The sequence below is a fragment of the Gordonia araii NBRC 100433 genome (assembly GCF_000241265.1).
In the GTDB taxonomy this organism is placed as follows: domain Bacteria; phylum Actinomycetota; class Actinomycetes; order Mycobacteriales; family Mycobacteriaceae; genus Gordonia; species Gordonia araii.
The window spans coordinates 16,206-38,607 of the sequence record NZ_BAEE01000005.1; the positions used below are offsets into that span (position 1 = coordinate 16,206).

The 22,402-nt window shown below is 65.2% G+C and carries 21 protein-coding genes; 20 read left to right on the forward strand and 1 reads right to left on the reverse strand.

Annotated features, from left to right (window positions below; translation table 11 throughout):
* The first annotated feature begins 109 nt into the window (after positions 1-109).
* Positions 110-1,495: a dihydrolipoyl dehydrogenase gene (gene lpdA / locus GOARA_RS00450; RefSeq protein ID WP_040521294.1), complete on the forward strand. Its 1,386-nt coding sequence runs from the start codon at positions 110-112 to the stop codon at positions 1,493-1,495.
* A gap of 78 nt (positions 1,496-1,573) precedes the next feature.
* Here the strand turns inward: lpdA and GOARA_RS00455 are convergent, their stop codons facing one another.
* On the reverse strand, positions 1,574-1,927 hold the full coding sequence (locus GOARA_RS00455; RefSeq protein WP_007320302.1) for a DUF4873 domain-containing protein: 354 nt from the start codon (positions 1,925-1,927) through the stop codon (positions 1,574-1,576).
* A gap of 115 nt (positions 1,928-2,042) precedes the next feature.
* On the opposite strand from GOARA_RS00455, the gene GOARA_RS00460 reads away from it, so the two are divergent.
* The 19 genes from GOARA_RS00460 to GOARA_RS00550 all read left to right on the forward strand — a co-directional run bounded on the left by GOARA_RS00460 (position 2,043) and on the right by GOARA_RS00550 (position 22,377).
* Positions 2,043-3,419: a saccharopine dehydrogenase family protein gene (locus GOARA_RS00460; RefSeq protein WP_007320303.1), complete on the forward strand. Its 1,377-nt coding sequence runs from the start codon at positions 2,043-2,045 to the stop codon at positions 3,417-3,419.
* The gene (locus tag GOARA_RS00465) at positions 3,412-4,404 is read left to right on the forward strand and encodes a diiron oxygenase (protein ID WP_007320304.1); all 993 of its coding nucleotides are present in this window, start codon (positions 3,412-3,414) and stop codon (positions 4,402-4,404) included. Before GOARA_RS00460 ends, GOARA_RS00465 begins: the two co-directional genes overlap by 8 nt.
* 125 nt (positions 4,405-4,529) lie before the next feature.
* A complete protein-coding gene (locus tag GOARA_RS00470) occupies positions 4,530-6,182 on the forward strand; it encodes a cytochrome P450 (RefSeq protein WP_007320305.1) in 1,653 nt (550 codons plus the stop codon).
* 8 nt (positions 6,183-6,190) lie between these two features.
* Entirely contained in the window at positions 6,191-7,153 is a 963-nt protein-coding gene (locus tag GOARA_RS00475; RefSeq protein ID WP_170317430.1) for an oxygenase MpaB family protein, read from the forward strand.
* Between the two features lie 151 nt (positions 7,154-7,304).
* The gene (locus GOARA_RS00480; RefSeq protein ID WP_245548321.1) at positions 7,305-8,294 is read left to right on the forward strand and encodes an AurF N-oxygenase family protein; all 990 of its coding nucleotides are present in this window, start codon (positions 7,305-7,307) and stop codon (positions 8,292-8,294) included.
* Entirely contained in the window at positions 8,291-9,184 is an 894-nt protein-coding gene (locus tag GOARA_RS00485) for an alpha/beta fold hydrolase (RefSeq protein ID WP_007320308.1), read from the forward strand. Before GOARA_RS00480 ends, GOARA_RS00485 begins: the two co-directional genes overlap by 4 nt.
* Before the next feature lie 116 nt (positions 9,185-9,300).
* Positions 9,301-10,884, forward strand: coding sequence for a flavin-containing monooxygenase (locus tag GOARA_RS00490; RefSeq protein WP_007320309.1), 1,584 nt, complete (start codon positions 9,301-9,303; stop codon positions 10,882-10,884).
* A gap of 29 nt (positions 10,885-10,913) precedes the next feature.
* Positions 10,914-11,762, forward strand: a complete 849-nt coding sequence (locus GOARA_RS00495; protein ID WP_007320310.1) for an SDR family NAD(P)-dependent oxidoreductase — start codon at positions 10,914-10,916, stop codon at positions 11,760-11,762.
* Positions 11,759-12,829: a ferredoxin--NADP reductase gene (locus GOARA_RS00500; RefSeq protein ID WP_007320311.1), complete on the forward strand. Its 1,071-nt coding sequence runs from the start codon at positions 11,759-11,761 to the stop codon at positions 12,827-12,829. The genes GOARA_RS00495 and GOARA_RS00500 overlap by 4 nt, the downstream gene beginning before the upstream one ends.
* A gap of 126 nt (positions 12,830-12,955) precedes the next feature.
* A complete protein-coding gene (locus tag GOARA_RS00505) occupies positions 12,956-13,855 on the forward strand; it encodes an alpha/beta fold hydrolase (RefSeq protein WP_083834727.1) in 900 nt (299 codons plus the stop codon).
* Between the two features lie 25 nt (positions 13,856-13,880).
* Complete coding sequence (locus GOARA_RS00510) at positions 13,881-14,741, forward strand: ABC transporter permease (RefSeq protein ID WP_007320313.1); 861 nt, start codon at positions 13,881-13,883, stop codon at positions 14,739-14,741.
* Positions 14,742-14,748: 7 nt separating this feature from the next.
* Positions 14,749-15,618 carry an MlaE family ABC transporter permease gene (locus tag GOARA_RS00515; RefSeq protein WP_007320314.1) on the forward strand — a complete coding sequence of 290 codons (870 nt, stop codon included), beginning with the start codon at positions 14,749-14,751 and terminating at the stop codon, positions 15,616-15,618.
* Between the two features lie 4 nt (positions 15,619-15,622).
* Positions 15,623-16,663, forward strand: a complete 1,041-nt coding sequence (locus tag GOARA_RS00520; RefSeq protein WP_007320315.1) for an MlaD family protein — start codon at positions 15,623-15,625, stop codon at positions 16,661-16,663.
* A complete protein-coding gene (locus GOARA_RS00525; protein WP_007320316.1) occupies positions 16,660-17,667 on the forward strand; it encodes an MCE family protein in 1,008 nt (335 codons plus the stop codon). Before GOARA_RS00520 ends, GOARA_RS00525 begins: the two co-directional genes overlap by 4 nt.
* Positions 17,664-18,659, forward strand: a complete 996-nt coding sequence (locus GOARA_RS00530; RefSeq protein ID WP_007320317.1) for an MlaD family protein — start codon at positions 17,664-17,666, stop codon at positions 18,657-18,659. Before GOARA_RS00525 ends, GOARA_RS00530 begins: the two co-directional genes overlap by 4 nt.
* Complete coding sequence (locus GOARA_RS00535; protein ID WP_007320318.1) at positions 18,653-19,747, forward strand: MCE family protein; 1,095 nt, start codon at positions 18,653-18,655, stop codon at positions 19,745-19,747. The genes GOARA_RS00530 and GOARA_RS00535 overlap by 7 nt, the downstream gene beginning before the upstream one ends.
* Complete coding sequence (locus GOARA_RS00540; RefSeq protein WP_007320319.1) at positions 19,744-20,754, forward strand: MlaD family protein; 1,011 nt, start codon at positions 19,744-19,746, stop codon at positions 20,752-20,754. Before GOARA_RS00535 ends, GOARA_RS00540 begins: the two co-directional genes overlap by 4 nt.
* Positions 20,751-21,698, forward strand: a complete 948-nt coding sequence (locus GOARA_RS00545) for an MlaD family protein (protein WP_007320320.1) — start codon at positions 20,751-20,753, stop codon at positions 21,696-21,698. Before GOARA_RS00540 ends, GOARA_RS00545 begins: the two co-directional genes overlap by 4 nt.
* A 61-nt stretch (positions 21,699-21,759) precedes the next feature.
* On the forward strand, positions 21,760-22,377 hold the full coding sequence (locus tag GOARA_RS00550; protein ID WP_007320321.1) for a hypothetical protein: 618 nt from the start codon (positions 21,760-21,762) through the stop codon (positions 22,375-22,377).
* Positions 22,378-22,402: the final 25 nt, after the last annotated feature.

Consider the following 22,402-nt stretch of genomic DNA (forward strand, 5'->3'; position numbering starts at 1 on the left):
CTCCAGTAAACCCTGATTCAATCAATGTTTCAATCAACGATTGAAGTTGCTACTCGCCAGTACCGATGACCCTCTGCGTTCCGATTGCCCGGGCGCTACGCTGAAAACCGTGTCAGAACACTTTGAAACCGTTGTCCTGGGTGCAGGACCCGGTGGGTACGTGGCCGCGATCCGGTCCGCCCAGCTGGGTCGCACAACCGCCGTCATCGAGGAGAAGTGGTGGGGGGGTGTCTGTCTCAACGTCGGGTGCATCCCGTCGAAAGCGTTGCTGCGCAACGCCGAATTGGCCCACATCTTCAACCACCAGGCCTCGACGTTCGGAATGAGCGGCGAGGTGACCTTCGACTTCGGGTCGGCGTTCGACCGCAGCCGCAAGGTGTCCGACGGAATCGTCAAGGGCGTTCACTTCTTGATGAAGAAGAACAAGATCACCGAGATCGACGGCTACGGCGTGTTCCGCGACGCGAAGACCATCGTCGTCGGCGACCGGGAGATCACGTTCGACAACGTCATCATCGACACCGGCTCCGAGGTGAAACTGTTGCCCGGCGTCGAGCTGTCGAGCAACGTGGTCACCTACGAGACGCAGATCATGAGCCGCGACCTGCCGAAGTCGATCGCCATCGTCGGTGCCGGTGCGATCGGCATGGAGTTCGGCTACGTGCTCGCCAACTACGGCGTCGACGTCACCATCATCGAGTTCCTTGACCGGGTGCTGCCCAACGAGGACGCCGACGTGTCCAAGGAGATCGCCAAGCAGTACAAGAAGCTCGGCGTGAAGCTGCTGACCTCGACGAAGGTGCAGACCGTCACCGACAACGGGTCGTCGGTCACCGTCACCTACGCCGACGCCAAGGACCAGCCGGGGGAGCTGACCGTCGACCGCGTGCTGATGTCCGTCGGATTCGCCCCCCGCGTCACCGGTTTCGGCCTGGAGAACACCGGCGTCGAGCTGACCGAGCGCGGCGCGATCGCCATCGACGACAACATGCGCACGAATGTGCCGGGGATCTACGCGATCGGCGATGTCACGGCGAAGCTGCAGCTCGCCCACGTTGCCGAGGCCCAGGGCATCGTCGCCGCCGAGACCATCGCCGGGGCCGAGACCATGACGCTCGGCGACTATCGGATGATGCCGCGCGCCACCTTCTGCCAGCCGCAGGTCGCCTCCTTCGGGCTGACCGAGGCGCAGGCGCGTGACGAAGGCTACGCGGTCAAGGTCACCACCTTCCCGTTCAGCGCCAACGGCAAGGCGCAAGGCCTCGCCGAGACCGCCGGCTTCGTCAAGCTGATCACCGACACGACGCATGACGAGCTGCTCGGCGCGCACCTCGTCGGCGACAACGTGTCGGAGTTCCTGCCGGAACTCACCCTCGCGCAGAAGTGGGACCTGACCGCAAAGGAACTAGCGCGCAACGTACACACTCACCCGACGATGAGCGAAGCGCTGCAGGAGGTCTTCCACGGCGCGAGCGGGCACATGATCAACCTGTAGACCCCGACCGGCCTGTCAAGTATTCGGCCCAGCGGCTTTCGTCGCTGGGCCGAATAGCATTCGGGGGGTGCCCCGGGTTCAGTCCCCGGCTTCGGACTCCACTTCGTCGAGTTCGGTCGCGACGTGGAACGGTGGCGTGCTCTTGCCGATGATCCGGTAGCGATTCCAGAAGTCGACATCGCCGATGAAGGCGTCCCGGCTGCCGTGCGGCGTCTTGACGACCGCCGGCATGCGCTGCAGATCGCCGACGATCTCGGTGAGCGCGTCGTTGGGCTCGATCCGGCCCATCCACCGGAAGATGCCGTCGATCGGCTCCCGGTAGCCCCGCATCTCCACCTCGGCCTCGATCTCGGTGCCGCGCACGACGATCGTCGCGAGGCCGCGGTAGTCGGAATCTTCGTGGGGGTCGTCGTCGAAAGCTGGTGTAGCCATAGCGGCATCCTTCCTGGTCGCGGGGTCGGTATGCGCGATCGGGCGCAAACTTTCCCGGTTTCGGTTCCCTATCTGCAAACTCCGGTATACGGTACTCATAGTACAAGTTACTTACGTGACACGGGTCACCAAACGGGAAACAGGTATCGGCGTGGTGAATGAGCGCGAGCGAGCGGGCCGGAAGTACGACATCGTGCTGCTCGGTGCGACCGGGTATGTGGGCGGACTGACGGCACAGGAGATGGCGCGGACCGCTCCGCCCGGAACGCGGATCGCCCTCGCGGGACGCGACCAGCGCCGCCTCGACGACGTCGTGCAGCGATGCGGGAGCGACGGCGCGCGATTCGACACGATGCTCGTCGACGTCGAGCAGGCTGACAGCGTCACCGCGATGGCCGAGTCGACAGCGGTGGTGGTCACCACGGTCGGCCCGTACACGGAGCACGGCGCCGACGTGGTCCGCGCCTGCGCCGACGCCGGAACCGACTACGCGGATCTGACCGGTGAGCCGTTGTTCGTGCGCGACAGCATCGCTCGCTTCGATGAACCCGCCCGCGTCAGCGGCGCGCGCATCGTCCATAGCTGCGGGTTCGATTCCGTCCCGTCGGATCTGCTGGTCGCCCTGCTGCACGACGCCGCCCAAGCCGACGACGAGGGCGAGCTGACCGACACCACGCTGGTCGTGCGCCGCATCCGGGGCGGGATCAGCGGGGGGACGGCGGCCTCGGGTCTCGCCCACGGTCGGACGATGGCGGCCGATCCGTCCGCGCGCCGAGCGGCCCGCGACCCGTACACGCACAGCCACCGTCGTGACGACGAACCCAACCTCGGTCCGCAGTCCGACGGGCGTCTGGTCCGGCTGCCCGAGATCGATCCGGGCCTTCGCGGCTGGGCCGGCGGATTCTTCATGGCGCCCCACAACGCGCGCGTGGTGCGGCGCAGCAACACGCTGACCGACTGGTCCTACGGCCGCCGCTTCGCCTACTCGGAGGTGATGGCCATGCCGGGCGGACCGCTGGGCGCGATACCGGCCGCGGTCATGGCCGCGGGGCTGTCTTCGACGATGTACCGCACCGTCCCCCTGCTGAAACTGGTACCGCCCGCGGTTCTCGACGCCTTCGCCCCCAAGCGCGGGTCGGGTCCGAGTGCCCGCGCGCGAGCCAAGGGGCACTTCACCTTCGAGACCTACACGCGGACGACGAAGGGTGCGCGCTACCGGGCGACGTTCGCGATGCGGGGAGACCCCGGCTACGCAGCGACCGCCGTGATCCTGTCGCGGGCCGCCTATGCCCTCGCGCTCGACCGCGACGAGGGAGCCGCGGGCGGCGTGCTGACCCCGGCCGTGGCCATGGCCGATCCCCTGACCCGGCGACTGCGGGACGCCGGTGTCGACCTTCGCGTCGAGCGGCTCGCCGACGACCCGATCCGTCCGGGCATCCCGGCCACATTCGAAACCGTCCAGACGAAGGAAAAGGAGATCTCTCATGGGTGAGTCAGTAGACGGCGCCGATCGCGTGCCGTTGACCGTCGAAGGGAAGCCGGCCAAGTATCGCAGCCGTATTTCCGAGCGGCAAAGCACGGCACAACGACTACTGATGGCCGCTGCAGAGGAGGCTTACAGCGGCGATCTCGACGTGAACTGGGACGCGCCGACGTCGCCGGATCTCGAATGGTTCCCGATGCGGCTGTCCTCGCTGTACGGCTCGCCGGAGTGGAAGCGGCTGACCGCGGCGCAGCGCAAAGAGCTCGGCCGGCACGAGCTGGTCAACGTGCTGACGTTCGGCATGCGCGCGGAAGCGGCGATGACCATGCTGATGTTCCGGTCGATCGCCGAGAGCGGCGATCTTATGGGCGACGTCACCCGGTACACACTCAAAGCGATCCAGGAGGAGACACGCAACAGTTCGATGTTCTCCCGGGTCGTCAACAAGACCGGTCTGAGCATCAACCGCAGCTACGTCGAAGGCTGGCTTCTCTCCGAATTCATCATGTTCGTCCCCTCCGGCATCATCACCAACGGCCTCATCCTGATGCTGCAGGAGGCCGTGCACAGTTACGCGGCGGCGATGGCCGCCGACAGTTCACTGCAACCGCATGTGCGGCAGACGATGAGAATTCACGAGATGGCTGATCAGAGGCATATCGAGTACTCGGCGAACGATTTCTACCACACGGTGGCAAGTTCGGGCCGACTGTCCAAGCTGGTCGGTGGGCACGTTCTGGCCTTCTTGGCCTCTCGTCTTTATCCGTGGGTGCTGAACGGGGCGGTGTACCCGCCGATCGGGGTGTCACCACGGCGGGGCTTGGGCATTGCCAGGGCGGGCGATCAGTACCGTATGCGCGCCCGCGCGTTGACCGACTCATTCGTCTCTCACGCTCGCGAAGCCGGCTTATTTCGAACCTCGACCGAGAGGCTTCTGCTTCGCCGGGGAAAGGTGTGGCCTACATCGATGCTTTCTGCACTCTTGGAAGATTGAGAGTTGCCTACGACATCTTCCGGTCCACCGGGTCTCAGCGCGCCGCTCGGCCACTGTGACACTCCTCGAGATCCTTCGCTTCGATTCCAATACACCGACCATAGGTACCTGATACCATCAGTAACATGACTGCAACCACGAACAACCGAGATACCGCTGTCGCGCCGGAATCGGTCGAGCCATTCCCGAAGCTGCCCTCCCTGCGTAAGTGGGGGGTACTCCGTGAGTACTTGGGCTTTGTTGCTGCCGTACAGAACAAGGTCTCGATAAACGACTCTGACCGTCTCAGCGCGAACCTTCGCCGCCACGGAGAGGGATTCCGTATCGCCAACCCGAATCTACCCAAGCGGGCGACATTCCTGATGGACTGGATCATACCCGGTCATAATCTGGAGTTCCTCACACTCAACACTCCGCAGCTATGCCGGGAGCTGTATGGGCTGTCCACCGAGGATGCGGACTTCGAAATCGGAAAAGACCCCTTTCTGAGGTTCTTTCTTGGTCCCAATACGCCCTTCATTCTGCAAGGCAAAGAGCATGCCGCTGTTCGGCGAGCAATGACGCCTGAGTTGACCCAAGCTGCCGTCGAGCGATACCGCGAAGTCAGTATCCAGGTTCTGGATCGCCATCTCGATGAACTGCCACTCAATACTCCAGTGTCGCTTCAGGAGATGTTCTATCAGTTCACACGAGAGGTCATCTTGCGGGTGATCTTCGGGTTGGAGGACGAGGACCGCGAGGAAATTGACAGTGGAATCAGTGCCCTGTCCGATCTTATGAATGGACGGAACGCGTCTATCCGGACGCTTCTCACGTACTTTCCGTTGGCGCTCTTCTATCAGTACTTCCGCAAAGATCGGGAGCACCTCCCGCGTAGACGAGCCAGGAGGATTCAAGGTCCGATAGAAAGGATGGACGCGCTGATAGCGCGTCAGATCGCACGGTTTCGGGCCGATCCGACGATCGATTGCCCCGGTGCACGAATTGTTGCGAAGGCCGATGCGGCCCCCGAGATGTGGACACCGGAGATACTGCGGGACGCGTTCCGTACGCTACTCATCGCGGGTCATGAGACCTCCGTCACGGGATATAGCTTCACGATCGACCTCCTCCTGAAGAACCCTGACAAGCTCGCATTGGTACGCGAAGAGGCGCTGGCCGCTGCCACTGACAGCTATGCTATCGCCGCGAATAACGAAGGTCTCAGGTTGCATCCTCCAGTGTGGGGTGTCCCGGTGATCCCTCGAAAGGACGTAGTCGTCGGCGGTCGGAGAATTCATCAGGGTACCTGGGTACAGGCAATGCCCGCGGCAATCCATCACGACCCCGAAGCGTACCCAGAGCCGACGCGATTTCTCCCTGAGCGATTCCTTGACAAAGCGCCGGACAGATACGGATTCATGGCGTTTGGGACGGGTAAGCATCGGTGCCCTGGAATAAGCTTCTATCAGCTTGAGGCGAGTATTGTTCTGCACCGTATCTTCGGTCGCCTGGAACTGCGGCACCATGGTCGCGCGGAACGGGCATACCTGGCATTCGCCGCCTTCAGCCGTCCAGCACTCGGAATGCAGGTCGTGGTCACCGACCGGAAGCCAGCTGACGAAGTGCCTTGCTTTCGGGCCAAAGGATCGGAAGACCGAGAACGAGCGGCGCGGATGCGCGCTCCGGAAGCAGAGGATTTTCCCGATGACGGATCGCCTCGAGTTATCGAAAGAGAAACGGTATCCGGCGCGCCAGCCGAGGTGACGGTGTGTCCGATTACGGGCGCACAAGCCTAGCGATGGGTATGCCCGAGCTCGATGTATTGCTGGCACGGGATAGCCCAACCCGGACGATGCTCGGTGATGCTTGCATTCTATACGCAGCATTTCCCTCGTTCGTGTATCCGGTGCTCAGCGCGAAGGGTGGGAAAGGGGTCGACGATCACGACCGGATAGGCAAGGTGTCGGTTCGCGATCAGGTGCGACTCGAGGACGTGGTGGGTCGGGCCAAAGACACCATTGACATGGTGCTTGGGGTGGTGTTTCTCGACGCTGAGCGCGAGGATATTGCTGCGTCGATTCGCGAACTTCACCGGTTCATTCACGGGCAGCTCGATGACGGCGTCAATTACCACGCGTGGGAGACCGAACTGTGGAATTGGACATGGGTGGCAATCGTTCTTCCGCTTATGGAAGTATACGGGCAACTACGTGGCTGGCCGTCCGACTCCTTCAGAGAAGAGGCGTACGCCGGCATGCGCGCCGTGGGTGTCCTGTTCGGCGCGGACACGCTTCCTGCTACCTATCAGGAACTGATCGACTATCGCGACAACAAATGGATGGAATCGGTGGATCCCGGTGCTGCCGAGGCCACCGCTTACTTGCTTTCACAACGAAGCCGGCCGTCCGGCTTCCGTGCATTCCCGAAAATTTCTCGGCCGCTCGTACGTGTCGTGGGCTGGCCCGTACGTCACATTGCGTGGATCGGACTCCTGCTCGCCAATACTGATCCTCTCAGCCGCGCTATGGGATTACATACCAGGCGCATCGACCGTTTGGCGTTGGGTCTTCACCACGCAGTATGGCGGACTATTCCCCGGCATTGGTCCGGTGGATGGATAGAACGATACGTCGAGTTGAGATCGAGATACGGCAAAGTCGCGTGGCGAACGCACTACTCGCCGGAAGCTCTGGCTGGATATCGTGCCGAGATGAAGCGGGCGCGGGCCGGTCAAACGGCCGAGCCGCCGCGGCCATCGGCCCGGTAGATCGGAGGCCGGCGGATCGGTCGCTGGTCGATGGGGAACGTCCGCCCGCGAAGATTCGGATTGACCTTGACAATCGCAGTGAAGTGGATCACCCTGGTACTAGGAGTACCAGATACTAGTAGTTAGGATGGTTATGACAATCGAACACTCGATGGCCAAGGCCGTGAACGAGGTGGGCGTTTCGACCACCAATAGCCGGGTGGTCGGGGATCGCCAGAAGACTGCTCAACGGCTGTTGCGTTCGACTGCGGACCGGGCGTACAACCCGGAACTCGACATCGACTGGGACCGGCCCCTCGCACCGGACAAGGATTGGATCATGGAGCACCGCCAGACGCTCTATGGCACCAAGTTGTGGGACAAGCTGAGTCCGGAACAGCGTCACGAACTTGGCAAGAACGAGACGGTGGCGGTGCTCAGCTTTGGCTTGTATGCCGAAGTCGGGCTGTCGCTGATGCTGATGCGTTCGGTGCTGCAGAGCCGCGTCATGGTCGATGACCATTGCCGGTACGCACTGGCCGAGGTGGGGGAAGAGACGAGGCACTCGACGATGTTCAGCCGGATGGTGAACAAGACCGGCCTCGAGCCGTACAAGTACCCGCGCGGCTTGAACAAGCTCATTCGACTGGTGGCGTTCGCGCCGGTGGGACCGGCTTCTTACGCCGGCACACTTCTCATTGAGGAGATCCTGGACCGGATGCAGCGCGAGGGGATGGCCGACGAGACCCTGCAACCCCATCTACGTCAGCTGATGAAGATCCATGTTCTCGAAGAGGCCAGGCACATCACGTACGCGCGTGAGGAGATGGTGCGCGCGATAGCGGCTCACGGCAAGATGTACAACGCGCTGCACCGGGGTGCGTTCGCCGTGATGGTACTCGGCGTGATGCCCGCGTTGGTCAACCCGAAGGTGTACCGTTCAGTGGGCATAGGGGCGGTGCGCGGATTGCTCGCGAACCAGTTCAGCCCGCGATACCGCGAGAACGCGGTGTACTCGGGGGAGCCGCTGCTTCGCTTCTGCCACGAGGCGGGTTTCGTCAGAGGCGCGGTGAGCACCCGCATCCTCCGGCTGGCCAGGGCATTGCCCCAGGATGTCGTCGACGAGCTGAAGGGCAAGAAGTCGAAGGCGGTCGCTGCGTGAGCCGCCGACTGGTGACGACCGACGACGGTGTGAACCTGTCGGTCGTCACGGATGGTGCGCCCGGCGCGGGCACGTCGGTGATCTTCTGCCACGGCTGGACCCTCGATTCGACGTTGTGGACCGATGTCACCGCGGGCACGCTCGGCGTGCTGGGCGACTCGGTCTCGCTGATCCGCTACGACATGCGCGGTCACGGTCACTCGGGCGCGGGCGAACCGGGAAGCGCGACCATCGAGCGGCTCGCCGCCGATCTGGCGTGCGTCATCGACGCGTGCGCGCCGACCGGCGACATCGTCCTCGTCGGTCACTCGCTGGGCGGGATGATGCTGATGGCGTTCGCGCAGCAGTGGCCGCATCTGCTGAACGACCGCGTCACCGGCTGCCTCTTCGTCGCGACCTCGGCGGGCCGTCTGTGGGATCCGGTCAAGCGGATCCCGGGGTTCATCGCCGCCGCGCCGACGGTGCTTCGGATGAGTTCGCCGTCGATGATGCGGTCCAACCCGCTCACCCGGCTCGGTCTGCGCTTCGGCCTGTTCGGCGGCGTCGCGCGCCGCCGCGACCTCGACTCGACGATCGCGGCCATGCGCAGCGTGGACCGCGGCACCTATGCCGAACTCGGCCAGGCCCTGCTCTTGCACGACCGCGCCGACGTTCTCCCGGCGTTCGCCGCGAAGCACTCGGTGGTGTTCGCCGGTACCAACGATCACCTGACCCCGGCGCGGCACGGCCGCCGCATCGCCGAGGCGATCCCGGGATCGCTCTACATCGAATCGCCGCGAGCCGGGCACATGATCCCGATCGAGCGGGCGACCGACGTCGTTCGCGAGGTCGTCGCAGCGGTCAACGCCGCCCAGTTCGAGGCGGCGCGACCGTCGGCCGTCTCGGCATAGGAACCGAAACCGTCACCAGAACGAACACGCATCCGAGGGCGCCGCGACCGTGCGGGCGCTCGGGTCGATCGATCCCACAACCCTAACGACAAGCCCTCAACCCAGAAAGCGAAATCATGGCAACGAAGACAGCCAGCCGATCGAAGAAGAAGTCGGCCGAGGAGGCCGACCACCGGCCGCCGATCAAGACGGGAGTCGTGATCATCGGATCGGGCTTCTCGGGGCTCGGAATGGGCATCGCCCTCAAGAAGGACGGGCGCGACGATTTCGTCATCCTGGAAAAGGCCGGCGACGTGGGAGGCACCTGGCGCGACAACACCTACCCGGGTGCTGCCTGCGACGTGCCGACGCACCTGTACTCCTACTCGTTCGAACCCCGGTCGAATTGGGAGCGGCTGTGGTCCTACCAGCCGGAGATCTTCAACTACCTCAAAGAGGTCAGCGACAAGTACGGTCTCGGTCCGCATCTGCGGTTCCACCAGGTGGCCGAGCGGGGCTACTGGGACGAGGACGAGATGCGCTGGCACCTCTGGACCGCCGACGGGCAGGAGTACGTCGCGCAGTTCGTCGTCTCGGCCATCGGGGCGCTGCACATCCCGAGCATCCCGGAGATCGACGGCATCGAGAACTTTGGCGGCCACGCCTTCCACTCCGCGCAGTGGGATCATTCGGTGGACCTCACCGGCAAGAAGGTCGCGGTGATCGGTACCGGGGCCAGCGCGATCCAGTTCGTTCCGGAGATCGTCGACAAAGTCGACGAGCTCCAGCTCTACCAGCGCACGCCGGCGTGGGTCCTGCCGCGGGAGAACGTGAACATCCCGGCGGCCGCCCAGCGGGCGTTCGCGCGCATCCCCGGTCTGCGGCGAGTGTTCCGGTCGGGCATGTACTGGGGCGCCGAGGCGGGGGCCTACGCACTCAACAACCGACCGGCGCTGCTCAAGACGGTCGAACTCATCGGCAAGGCTCACATCAGGCGCCAGATCGACGACAAGGAACTGCGGGCCAAGCTCACGCCCGACTATCGGCCCGGCTGCAAGCGGCTGCTGGGCTCGAACACCTACTACCAGGCGCTGAATCTGGCGAAGTCGGAGGTGATCACCGACTCGATCACCGGTGCCACCGCCGACGGCCTGGTCACCGCCGACGGTCGTGAGCGCCCGGCCGACGTCATCATCTACGGCACCGGATTCCATGTGACCGACTCGTTCGAGTCGCTGTCCATCAAGGGCAAGGGCGGTGCCGACCTGATCGCGCGGTTCCGCGAGGAGGGTCCGATGGCCCACCGCGGCATCACCGTCGCCGACATGCCCAACGCGTTCTTCCTGCTCGGCCCCAACACCGGGCTCGGCCACACCTCGATCGTCTTCATGATCGAGTCGCAGATCCACTACGTGCGCGATGCGATCCGCATGGTCGACCAGCGGGGCGTCGACGCGATCATGCCCCGGTCGGAAGTCCAGAGCGCCTACAACGAGGACTTGCAGCGGCGGCTGGCCGGATCGGTCTGGAACACCGGCGGTTGCCAGAGCTGGTACCTCGACGAACACGGCAACAACCGCACGCTGTGGCCCGGCTACACCTGGCGGTACTGGCTCAGCACGCGCCGCGTGCGGCCTCAGGAGTACGAGTTCCTGGCCCGGCCGGGCTCGACTCCGACCCCGGCGTCCGACCCGCGCGGTGTCGCGGCCGTCGGCGCGTGACGCGGAAATCCACGAGAGGAAAAACGACTATGAAGAACTTCCGGAACAAGGTCGCCGTTATCACCGGCGCCGGCTCGGGGATCGGCCGCAGCCTCGCCCTGCGCCTGGCCGACGACGGCTCGGCGCTGGCGCTCTCCGACATCGACACGGCCGCCGTCGCCGAAACGGCGGCGCTGTGCGAGAAGGCCGGGGTGAAGGCCATTCCCTACACGCTCGACGTGGCCGACAAGGACGCCGTGTACACCCACGCCGAGGATGTGATCAACGAATTCGGCCGCGCCAACCTGTTGTTCAACAACGCCGGGGTCGCGCTCGGGGCCGAGGTCAAAGACATGACGTGGGCCGATTTCGAATGGCTGATGAACATCGACTTCTGGGGCGTCGCCTACGGCACCAAGGCTTTCCTGCCGCACCTGATCGACTCGGGTGACGCCCACATCGTCAACGTCTCGTCTGTGTTCGGGTTGATGGGGATCCCGACGCAGAGCGCGTACAACGCGGCGAAGTTCGCCGTTCGCGGATTCACCGAGTCGCTGCGCCAGGAGATGAAGATAGGGAAGTACCCGGTCGGTGTGACTTGCGTGCACCCAGGCGGAATCAAGACGAACATCGTAGCCAATGCGCGAGGGGTGGACGCGATGGGTCGGGCCGAGTTGGCGCATAAGGGCTTTCAGCTCATCGCGGTGACCAGGCCTTCCTCGGCCGCGAGGGCGATCCTCCGTGGGGTGCGGGCGAACAGGCCGCGTGTGCTGATCGGGCCCGACGCACGTGTTTTCGACGCCATCCCGCGCCTCGTCGGCCCGCGCTACCAGGATGTCGGGGCTCCGTTCGCGCGCGTCGGATTCGCCGTCGGGGAGAAGCTCGGGTTTTCGCTGTGACAGACACTGAATTCGCCACGGTGGCCGTGAACACTCACGTTCAGACCCTGGAGGTGCTGGAAGTGATCGCCGAGACCGCGCAGGCGGTCTCGGTGGTTCTCGACGTTCCTGATCGACTGGTGAACAAGTTCCGGTACGTGCCTGGGCAGTTCCTCACCGTACGGGTGCCGGGGCCGGACCGAGACGGGACCGGCGTGGCCCGTTGCTACTCGCTGTCCAGCTCACCGCATCTCGACGATCAGCTGATCATCACCGTCAAACGGGTGGCGGGCGGTTATGCGTCGAATTGGATCTGCGACAACTTGCGGGCTGGCGACCACTTGACCGTGCTGTCGCCGTCGGGAAAGTTCGTCCCGCGGTCGCTGCATCAAGATTTGCTGCTGGTCGGTGCAGGCAGCGGGGCGACGCCGCTGCTGTCCATTATAAAGTCCACTCTCATCGGCGGCAGCGGTGCGATCTTCTTCCTGTACGTCAACAGGACACAGGACGATGTCATTTTCGATTCCGAACTTCATGAGATCATGACTGAGTTCCCTGACAGGTTTGTCGTGCGTCACCATCTGGATGATCGTGATGGTGTGGTGACCCGGGAGGATCTGGCGGTCAGGCTCAGTCCGTACGCCAAATGTGACGTCTACCTGTGCGGGCCCGACGGGTTCATGACTGTGGTCCGTGAGGCACTGTCGGCGGCTGGAGTGCCTGAAGACCGCGTTCACACCGAGATCTTTCAGTCACTATCGGGGGATCCATTCGCAGATATCGTCATTCCGCCTATCACCGCGGGCAGCGACGACGCGCAAGTCCGGGTCGAAGTGGACGGCAAGAAGCACGAGCTGACATGGCCACGCGACGTTCCGTTGCTGGATGTCTTGCTCTCGAAAGGGATCGACGCACCGTATTCGTGTCGGGAGGGCGCATGCAGCGCGTGCGCGTGCACGATCCGTTCGGGCGACGTCCGGATGCTTCGCAATGACACGCTGGTCGACGCCGACCTGGCCGCGGGCCTCACGTTGGCCTGCCAGGCGGTGCCCATCTCCGACGAGGTCGAGATCGAGTTCGATCAGTAGCCGACTGACGTTTCAGTTCTGCTAATCCGCCATCTTGACGAGAATGCGTGTGATAGAACTGCAACCAGTAGTACTAGATACTAGAAGTTCGTTCAGCCTGGGGTCTCCGGGGGATTGAGAGCAGCAATGGGTATTCGACGTCGATACAGCCTGCCGATGGACGACGGGTGCGAGTTGTTCGTGACCGAGGAAGGACCCGCGGACGCCGTCGCGACGATCGTCGCGCTGCACGGGCTGTCGTTGACCTCGCAGGTCTTCGAGGACGTCACGGCCCGGCTCGTCGCGGCCGCCAACGTGCGGGTCATCGCCTATGACGCCCGCGGCCACGGCGGCTCGGGCCGTGACGAACCGGACCTCGAGCGGCTGGCCGACGATCTGGCCCACGTGGTCCGTCGGCTGGTTCCGTCCGGACCGCTGGTTCTCGTCGGGCACTCGCTCGGCGGGATGACGATGCTCGCGCTGGCCCAACGCCATCCGGAACTGGTCGCCGAACGGGTATCGGGTGCGGTGTTCGTCGCGAGCACACCCGGGGGCGTGGCGGCCGCGGTGCGCCGGCTGCCGGGTGCTTCGGCGGCGATCAAGCTCATGCAGGCGGTCGTCCGGCGCGCGTCGATTCCCCGTCACCCGCGCGTCGTGCTCCGGCAGTTCGCCCGATTCGCCTTTGGGTCCGGCCCCAGTGTCGATCACCTCCGCCGTACCCTCGACCAGTCTCGACAGGCGCACATGCCCGCGGTCGCGTCGCTCGTCGGTTCCATCCTCGAACACGAGCGCTTGGCGCACGTCCCCGCGTATGGAAACGCGCGCGTGACGATCCTGTCCGGAGCCAAGGACAAGTTCTTCCCCCTGGCACACGGTCGCGCGATGGCCCAGGCCGTTCCGGCGGCGCGTCTGATCGAATACCGGACCGGCGGCCACATGCTGCCGTTCGAGCAGGCCGCCGACGTCGCGCTGCAGATCCTCGGCGTCGTCGCCGAAGCCGCGCCGGCCAACGTGATCGACGCCCAACTCGTGGAGGAACTGGGCTGATGGCTCATCGACGGAGGGTGTCGGCGTGACGGTGACCTCGACAGACTCGTCGACGCGCCCGCGCCGCGTGACCGACCTGCCGCAGCGCCTGATCAGGTGGGCGGTGGATTCGGCCATGATGTCGGTCGCCACGACCGGACGGGCGCTGAAACTCTTCGTGCTCGCCACGGTGTACGCGGTGACCGACATGTTCTCGGGCCGGTTCAAATGGCACGAGGCCGCGTCGCAGGCGTGGTTCATCATCCGCGTGACCGCGTTGCCGGCGATCCTGGTGTCCGTGCCGTTCGGCGTCATCGTCACCGTGCAGGTCAGCAGTCTGAGCCAGCAGGTGGGCGCCACTTCGATGGCCGGCGCTGCAGGCGGACTCGGCGTGATCCGCCAGGGTTCGCCCATGGTCTCCGCGCTGCTCCTCGGGGGCGCGGCCGGTTCGGCGATCGCCGCCGACCTGGGCGCCCGTACGATCCGTGAAGAATTCGACGCGATGCGCACGATGGGCATCGACCCGGCGCGGCGCATCGTCGCACCGAGGATGATCGCCATGCTGCTGCTGGCGCCGATGCTGTGCGTGCTGATCATCTTCATGGGCATCGGCGTCGGCTACGTGATCACCATCGTCTTCCAGGACGGCGTCCCGGGCAGCTATATGAGTTCCTTCGCCGCGTTCGCGACCATGGGCGACCTCGTCGTCGCCCTGGCCAAGTCGGTGGTCTTCGGCGTGGTCATCGTGATCGTCGCCTGTCAGCGCGGCCTGGAGGCAACGAGCGGACCACGCGGCGTCGCCCAGGCCGTGAACGCCGCCGTGGTCATCGGCGTCATCGCCGCCTTCATCCTGAACGTCATCATCACCCAGTTGGTCTCGATGTTCCTACCGGCCCGGATCGGGTGAGGCGCACATGGTGAGCATCTCGGAGACCACCGCCGCGCAGTCGGCACCGGGCCGCGCGGTCCGGCGGGTATGGCGGTCCAGCATGTTCCCGCTGGACGAACTCGGCCGTCAGACGGGCTTCTACTGGGCCATCGTGAAGTCGATTCCGCGCACGCTCACGCACTACCGGCGCCAGATGATGACCGTGCTGACCGACATCACCTTCGGCAGCGGCAAGCTGGTCATCGGCGGCGGAACCATCTCGGTGCTGGTGCTCATGGGCTTGGCCGTCGGCGCCTCGATCGCCATCGAGGGTTTCAGCGCGCTCAACATGGTCGGCATGGGCCCGCTGACGGGGTTCGTCTCGGCCTACGCCAACACCCGGGAGATGGCCCCGATGATCGCCGCGGTCGGCTTCGCGATTCAGGCGGGATGCCGGATCACCGCCGAGGTGGGCGCCATGCGGATCAACGAGGAGATCGACGCGCTCGAGGCGATGGGCGTCGAGCCGATTCCGTTCGTCGTGACGACCCGCGTGCTCGCCGCGCTGATCAGCACGCTCCCGCTCTACCTGCTGACGCTGATTCTCAGCTACGTGTCCTGTTCGGTCGTCGTGAACGTGATCCACGGCCAGTCGTCGGGAACCTACAACCACTATTTCGAGGCGTTCATCCGCCCCGAGGACGTCCTGTACTCGGTCATCAAGGTTGCCGTGTTCGTCGCGCTGATCACGCTCGTCCACAGCTACCAGGGGTTCTACGCCTCCGGCGGACCCGAGGGCGTCGGGCGGGCCTCCGGCCAGGCGATTCGGGCGAGCCTCATCGTCGTGGTGATCGCGGACATGATTCTCACCCTGACGTTCTGGGGGCTCGACGTCGGCGTTCGGATTTCGGGGTGATCGCGTGACGAGTCCGTTGTTGCAGAGCCCGCACCGGTCGCCGAGCGTCGCCGCGGTCCGCTTGCGCGGATTGATCACGCTGGTGGTGATCGTCTGCGGCGTGGTGGTGCTGGCCGCGTATGCGCGCGGCGAGTTCTCCGCGCGCTGGCGGATCACCGTCGATGCCGCGACCATCGGCGAAGGCCTGGTCACCGGCGCCGACGTCAAGCTCAACGGGTACGCGATCGGGCGAGTGCGCGCGATCGACACTGTCGGCTACGGACGCCAGCGCATAGCGCTCGACCTCGAGCCCGATCAGGCCGCCCACCTCACGAATCAGGTGAAAGCACGGTTCACCTCGTCGAACATGTTCGGCGCGACCGGCATCGAATTGATTCCGGTGCCCGGCGGCACTCCCCTGCGGGACGGCGACCTGCTGGTCATCGGAGCGGACTCGTCGCAGATCACCGTCAGCGGTCTGTTCTCGCGCGCCGGCAAGGTGGCGAGGGAACTCAGCTCGCCGGAAGTCCTGGACCTGATCAACCTCATGGTCGACAACTCTCGTGGCCTCGGCCGCTCCATGGTCGCCTTCTTACAGATCGCGGCCATGCTGCGCGACGAGCAACGGGGGAGTCTGAGCAAGTACCTGGAGGTGGGCGCCGAGATGGGCAGTGCGGTGCAGCGGCTCACCCCGTTGATCGTGGCCGGCGTCGTCGACCTCGTCGAACAGACCGAGTACTTCGGTCCGAAGGAGAACCGGGAGCGGACGAACCGCGCGATCGGGGGACTCAACAAGCGGCTCCTCTATCCGGCGGGCGACCTGGTGGCCAAGCACGAGAAGAACTTCTCGACGATCATCACGACGGCGCTCGACCTGGTCATTCCGATCAGCGTCGCGATCGGCAGCCTGGCGCCGACCTACAACGGGATCCCGGAGATCATCGCGAACATCCGATCGGCGTTCCCGGAAGTCGCCGGGAAGCCCCAGTTGCAACTGCGCATCGTCGCCACCAATTTCCCGCAGGTGGTCAGTGCGCTGCCGCAAGCCCGACGAGGTGGACGATGAAGACGAAACTGGGACTCGCGTCGAAGCTGGGCGCGTTCGCCGCACTCGTGGTCGTGTGCGCGGTGCTGATCGTGAACAGCATCCTGACGCCGGTCGAGGGGGATAAGCACGACTTCACGGCGGTGATCACCGACGTCTCCGGTCTCTATCCGGGCAGTGACGTCCGCATGTCGGGAGTGCAGATCGGCAAGGTCGTCGACATCGAGCTAGACGGCACCGTCGCCAAGGTCAAGTTCGACGTGACGACCGACCGGACGATCTACGACAACACGAAGGTGGCGGTGCGTTACCAGAACCTGGTCGGGCAGCGATACCTGGAGCTCCTCCGCGCCGAGAAGGACGGCGCCCCGCTGCCGCCGGATTCGACGATCCCGGTGCAACTCACCGTCCCGAGCTTCGACGTCTCCCGGCTGTTCAACGGCCTCCAGCCGCTTTTCACCACGCTGGACCCCGCCGCCTTCAACACGCTCGGCCAGAATCTGCTGCGCGTCATCCAGGGCGACGGCTCCGGCATCGGTCCGGCACTGCGCGACGTACGTGCGCTCGCCGATCTCGCCACCGACCGGCAGAAGGTGGTGAGCATATTGATCGCCAACCTGGCGATCGTGTCCCAGGAGATCGGCGGCAAGTCGGCCCAGGTCGGCAAGTTCGTCCAGCAGCTCAACACGATCGTCGGCAACCTCGCCAACCGGGCCGACGGCATCATCGCCAGCTCGCTGACCGCCAACGAGACCTTGACCCGCGGCGCCGACCTCCTCGATCAGCTACAGGAGGCCTACGACGACAGCTACGATCCGCTCCACCAATTCCTGCACCGGATCTTTCCGCCGACCGCGCTGATCGCGCAGGCCCTCGAACTGCTGCCCTCGCTGATCTCCGGGTTCAACAACTCGCTTCGCACGGCCACCGCGCCCGCGGAGTTCCACTGCAACAGGGGACGGGCCGACATCCCCGGAATCGGCCGGCTCGTTCTGGGCAATCAACGTCTGGTGGTGTGCCGATGAGGAAACTGCTGTCCGACCTGGGGATCATCGGCAACTCGGATGTCCGCTGGGGACTGGTGGGCATGGCGGCGGCCGCCGTCGGCCTGGTCGTCGCCGGCCTGATCTTCATCATCCCGTTCGGTGAGAGCACCTACACCGCCTACATGAAGAACTCCGGTCAGTTGCGGCCGGGCGACGAAGTCCGGATCGCCGGTGTGAATGTCGGAAAGGTGCGCACGGTGTCACTCGACGGGGCCCGTGTGAAAGCCCGGTTCACCGTCGACTCCGGGGAGAGCCTGGGCGACGCGACCTCGATCGAGGTCAAACTGCTGACCCCGGTCGGGGGACACTATCTCGCGGTCAAGCCGGCCGGCGACCGGCCGCTGGGAGACACGCCGATCCCCGAGCATCGGGCCAGCGACTCGGTCGAGCTGACCCAGGTGATGGAGTCGGCGGCGCCGGCTTTCGGGGCCTTCGACGGTTCCACCCTGCGCCAGACCATTCTCGAAGTGAACCGGGCGATCGACGGCCAGCCCCTGGCCGTCCGCAATCTGCTGACCGACGCGACCGATCTGATGACGGGGCTGGCGCTGCAGTCGGATCAGCTCGACACCGGCAGGCGGGTCGCCGACGAGTACATCGCTGCGATCGCCAACGACAAGGCGCTGCTGGCCGAGTTCGTCAGGCACCTCGGGGTGGTCGCGGTGAAACTCGGCAAGCAGCGGGAGAACATCGTGACCACCTTCCAGAGTCTGCGGCGACTGGCCGAGTTCGTCCACCGCCCGATCATGGCCTTCGGCGACCACATCGAACCGTCGATCTCCAACGTCGAAGAGGCGTTCCGCACGCTGACGGCCGACCTCTCGAAGATCGACAAGGCGATCGCCGGTCTCACCGAGGCGATCCAGACGCTGAGCCGGATGCTCGGATTCAAGGGCATCCTGTTCGACCAGTCGCGAATCGTCGTACGCAACAGCGGGCTGTGCGTACCGGGCCCGGGGCAACGATGCTGAGCGAGCGGACGCGCGGCCGGTTCGCGCGGCTCTGGGGCTGGCCGATGGCCGTCGCCGCTGCGGTCGTCGCGGTGGTGGTCAGCGCGGTCGTCGTCTCCGCCGCGGCTCCGTTCGGCATGGCGAGCCTGGCCGTGTGGTCGCGCGGCGTGTGCGCACAGTTCGCCGACGCCACCGGCCTCTACGTCGGCAACAACGTCTCGATGCTCGGCGTCACCGTTGGACGGGTGACGGGTATCGAGCAGCGGCACGACTCGGTCGAGGTGCGGATGGACGTCGTGCCCGACCTGAAACTGCCCTCCGACACCGGTGCCGTCATCGCGGCGAGTTCGATTGTGACCGACCGCCGGGTCGAATTCACCAAACCGTACGTCCGCGGGCCGGAACTGTCCGACGGCGTGTGCATCTCGCGCGAGGACACCCGCACCCCCAAGGGGATCAGCGACGCCCTCGACGGACTGAACCGCACGGTGTCGGCCGCCCTCGGAACCGACGATCCGACCAAGGCGCGTGAAGGGGCGAAGGCCCTCGAAGAGTTCGTGAACAACGCCACGACGATCGCCGACGGGAACGCCGGTCAGCTCAACCTGTTCCTCGCCGCGACGTCGAAAGCGCTGGGCGACCCGGCCGTGCTCGACACGTCGGCCCGGCGGATGGTCGATTCCCTCCAATCGCTGACCACGATGTTCGTGACGAATTGGCCCGACTTCAACAAGCTGCTGGACAACCTGAGCAACACTGCCAAGCTGATCCAAGGGTCGACCAACGGGCTCGGGCAGGCGATCGCCTACGCCAACGACTTCCTGCCGATGCTGGTGCGCAACATCGGGAAATACGATCGCCAGCTCTACGGAATCGCCGACGCGCTGGTGCCCTATGCCCACGAGTTGCTCAAGCGAGCCGACAACTTCGTCGACCTGTTGCTCTACCTCCCGGCCGCCATCGGCAAACTTCCCGGCCTGGTGGACCCGATCCTGCGGGCGCTGCTGTTCACCTACAAGTCGCCGCGGTTCGAGACGTCGGTCAACGGGCAGCAGACCACGGTCGATCTGGCCGACCTGCTCAACTCGATCAACGGAGGCCGACGATGAGGAAGCAGGCGAGGCGGTACTTGATACTGCTGACGCTCGTGGCACTTCTGACCACGGGCTGCGGCGTGCGGGCCATCGACATGCCGCTGCCGGGAACGGCGGTGTCCGGTGACACCTACCGGGTCTCGATCGAGTTCGCGAGTGCGCTGAACCTGCCGGAGAAGGCCAAGGTCTTCGTCGACGGCGTCGAAGTCGGCATGGTCGACACGATCGGGCTCGAAGGCCGTACCGCGGTCATCAACGTTCAGATCCGGCGCGACGTGCAGTTGTCGACGCGAACGCAGGCGAGTATCAGGCAGTCGTCGCTGCTGGGCGACCTGTTCGTGGATCTGAGTGTTCCGCAGGAGGAATCGCGGTCCCTGCTGCGCGACGGCGGCCGCATTCCGATCGGCCAGACGGTCCCCGCCGACAACGTCGAGGACATGTTGCGGTCGATGTCGATGTTCGTACTCGGTGCCCCGACCGAGGGACTGGCCAGGATGGTCAACGAGGTCAACGCGTCGTTCCCGCCACCCGCGGAACTCGACTCGCTGCGCCGGTTCGGGATGGCCGCCCTGCACGAGCTGGCCGACAGCCGCCCGGTCGTCGAGCGTCTGCTCGCCTCGTCGTCGTCGATCGTCGCGACCGTCGGCAAGAACGCTGGCCGCGTGGACTTCCTGCTCCAGAACGGCCCGCCCCGTACGGCCGGGCTGGCGGATGTCCTCTTCGGCGTGGTGGACCTGATGTTCGGCATGGCGCACCTGACCAAGCCCATCACCCCGCTGCTCAAACCCAACACCCCGGAGTTGCGCCGCATGATCGGCATCCTCAAACCGATGGGTTTGGCCGTCGCCTACGCCGACTACACCGTGCCCCAGAACCTCGAACTGACCAACAGCCTGCTGCGGGACAAACTCGTGCCCTTCTTCAGCTCACCGCTCAACGTGCGCGTCCGAACCGACAAGCCGGCGACGGCGCAGGCCGATCAGATGATCGGCGTCCTCCGCGCGATCGGAATGGTCCGATGAAGCTCCCCGCCCCCGTGACGCTCCTGCTGCTGGCCATCATCACGGCGCTGGGCAGTGTCTACATGGCGTTCGGGGTACTCGGCTACAACCCGGCGAAATCGTCGTCGACGTTGACCGTGCTGATGCCTTCCTCCGGCGGGTTGATGAATACATCGCTGGTGTCGCTGCGCGGCGCACACGTCGGCAAGGTCCTATCCATCGCCGAGGCCGAGGACGGCCTGCGGGTCCGCGTCACGGTGGACGCGAGCGCGAAGATCCCGGTCGACTCGACGGTGCGGGTCGCGAACCTGTCCGCGGCCGGCGAGCAGTACATGGACTTCCAGCCGGCCGCGCTCAATCCACCGTTCCTCGCCGACGGCGCCGTGGTGCCGGCCAGCCAGGTGAAGCCGGGGACCACGGTCGGCGAGGCGTTGGCGAAGCTGGACGCCTTCACCAACGCCATCAGCGCCGATTCGCTGAACACGTTGATCACGACGATGCGCGGCGGATTCGCCGGGCGGGAGCAGGACTTCGAAAAGGTCATCCGGGCCACGTCGATGTTCGGCCAGCTGCTCACCGACAAAGCCGCCGAACTGCGCCAGCTCTACCGCAATCTCCAGACGCTCGGCGACCGCTTCGCCGGCTACGGCCCGCTCGTGAGCCGGGCCGCGGGGGCCATCGGCGCCGCGATTCCCGACGTGTTGTTCATCGTGGCGCAGTTCGAGCGGTACTCACACGTCGGCGAGAAGGTGTGGAAGGACCCGATCGGGCCGCTGATCGACAAGCTGACCGGTTACTGCGCGAAGCTGTGCCCGGACTTCGCGCTGATCGCCTCGATCCTCGGCCCCTACACGAAACTCGTCCGCCCGATCCGCGTCGACATCACCGAGCTGCTGCGCGCGGCGAAGATGGTCTTCCCGGGAGACGGCACCGCCCACGTCGCGGTCATGAGACCGCCGCGATGATTGCCAGCCCACCGACCGCGAAGCGGAGGAAACAATGAACGCTACGACGAAAGGCCGTCCCGTGACGGATGTCGATCGCTCCGACGATGCCGGCGAGCCGGATCCGGTACCCGCTGAGGACGGCGATGCGCGGTCCTCGCGACGGCGCGCACTCACCATCCCGCTGCCGGCGCTGTCGATGCCGCCACTCGCCGGCCGTCGATGGGTCCTGGGCGGCGTCGGCGCGATCCTCCTGGCCGCCCTGGTGTTCTGCGCGCTGGGATGGCGCTCGTCGGCCGCGGACCTGCGAGCAGCCCGCGCCGAACAGGCGGACATCGCCGCCACCAGCCAGGTCGCCCGCGACTACACCCTGCGGTCGCTGACCTACGACCACCGGAGGCTCGACCACTTCTTCTCCGGGGTGAATCGCGGTGCGACTCCGGGGCTGCGCGCCAAGTACCGGGAAGTCCGGGAGACGCTGACCGACATCATGAGCAAGTCCCAGGTGGTGGCCTCGGGCGAGGTGCTGGGCACCACGGTGACCAGCAAGAAGCCCGGACGCTACGAGTTCCTCGTATTCGCGACGCAGAAGACCCAGAACATTCAGCAGCCCGAACCCGCCGAGGTGCCGAATCTGCTGAAGGTCACCGTCGTGCGGTCCGACGACAAGTGGCTGGTCGACGATTATGCCTCGAGATAGCCGACCCGCCTCGAGATAGCCGGCG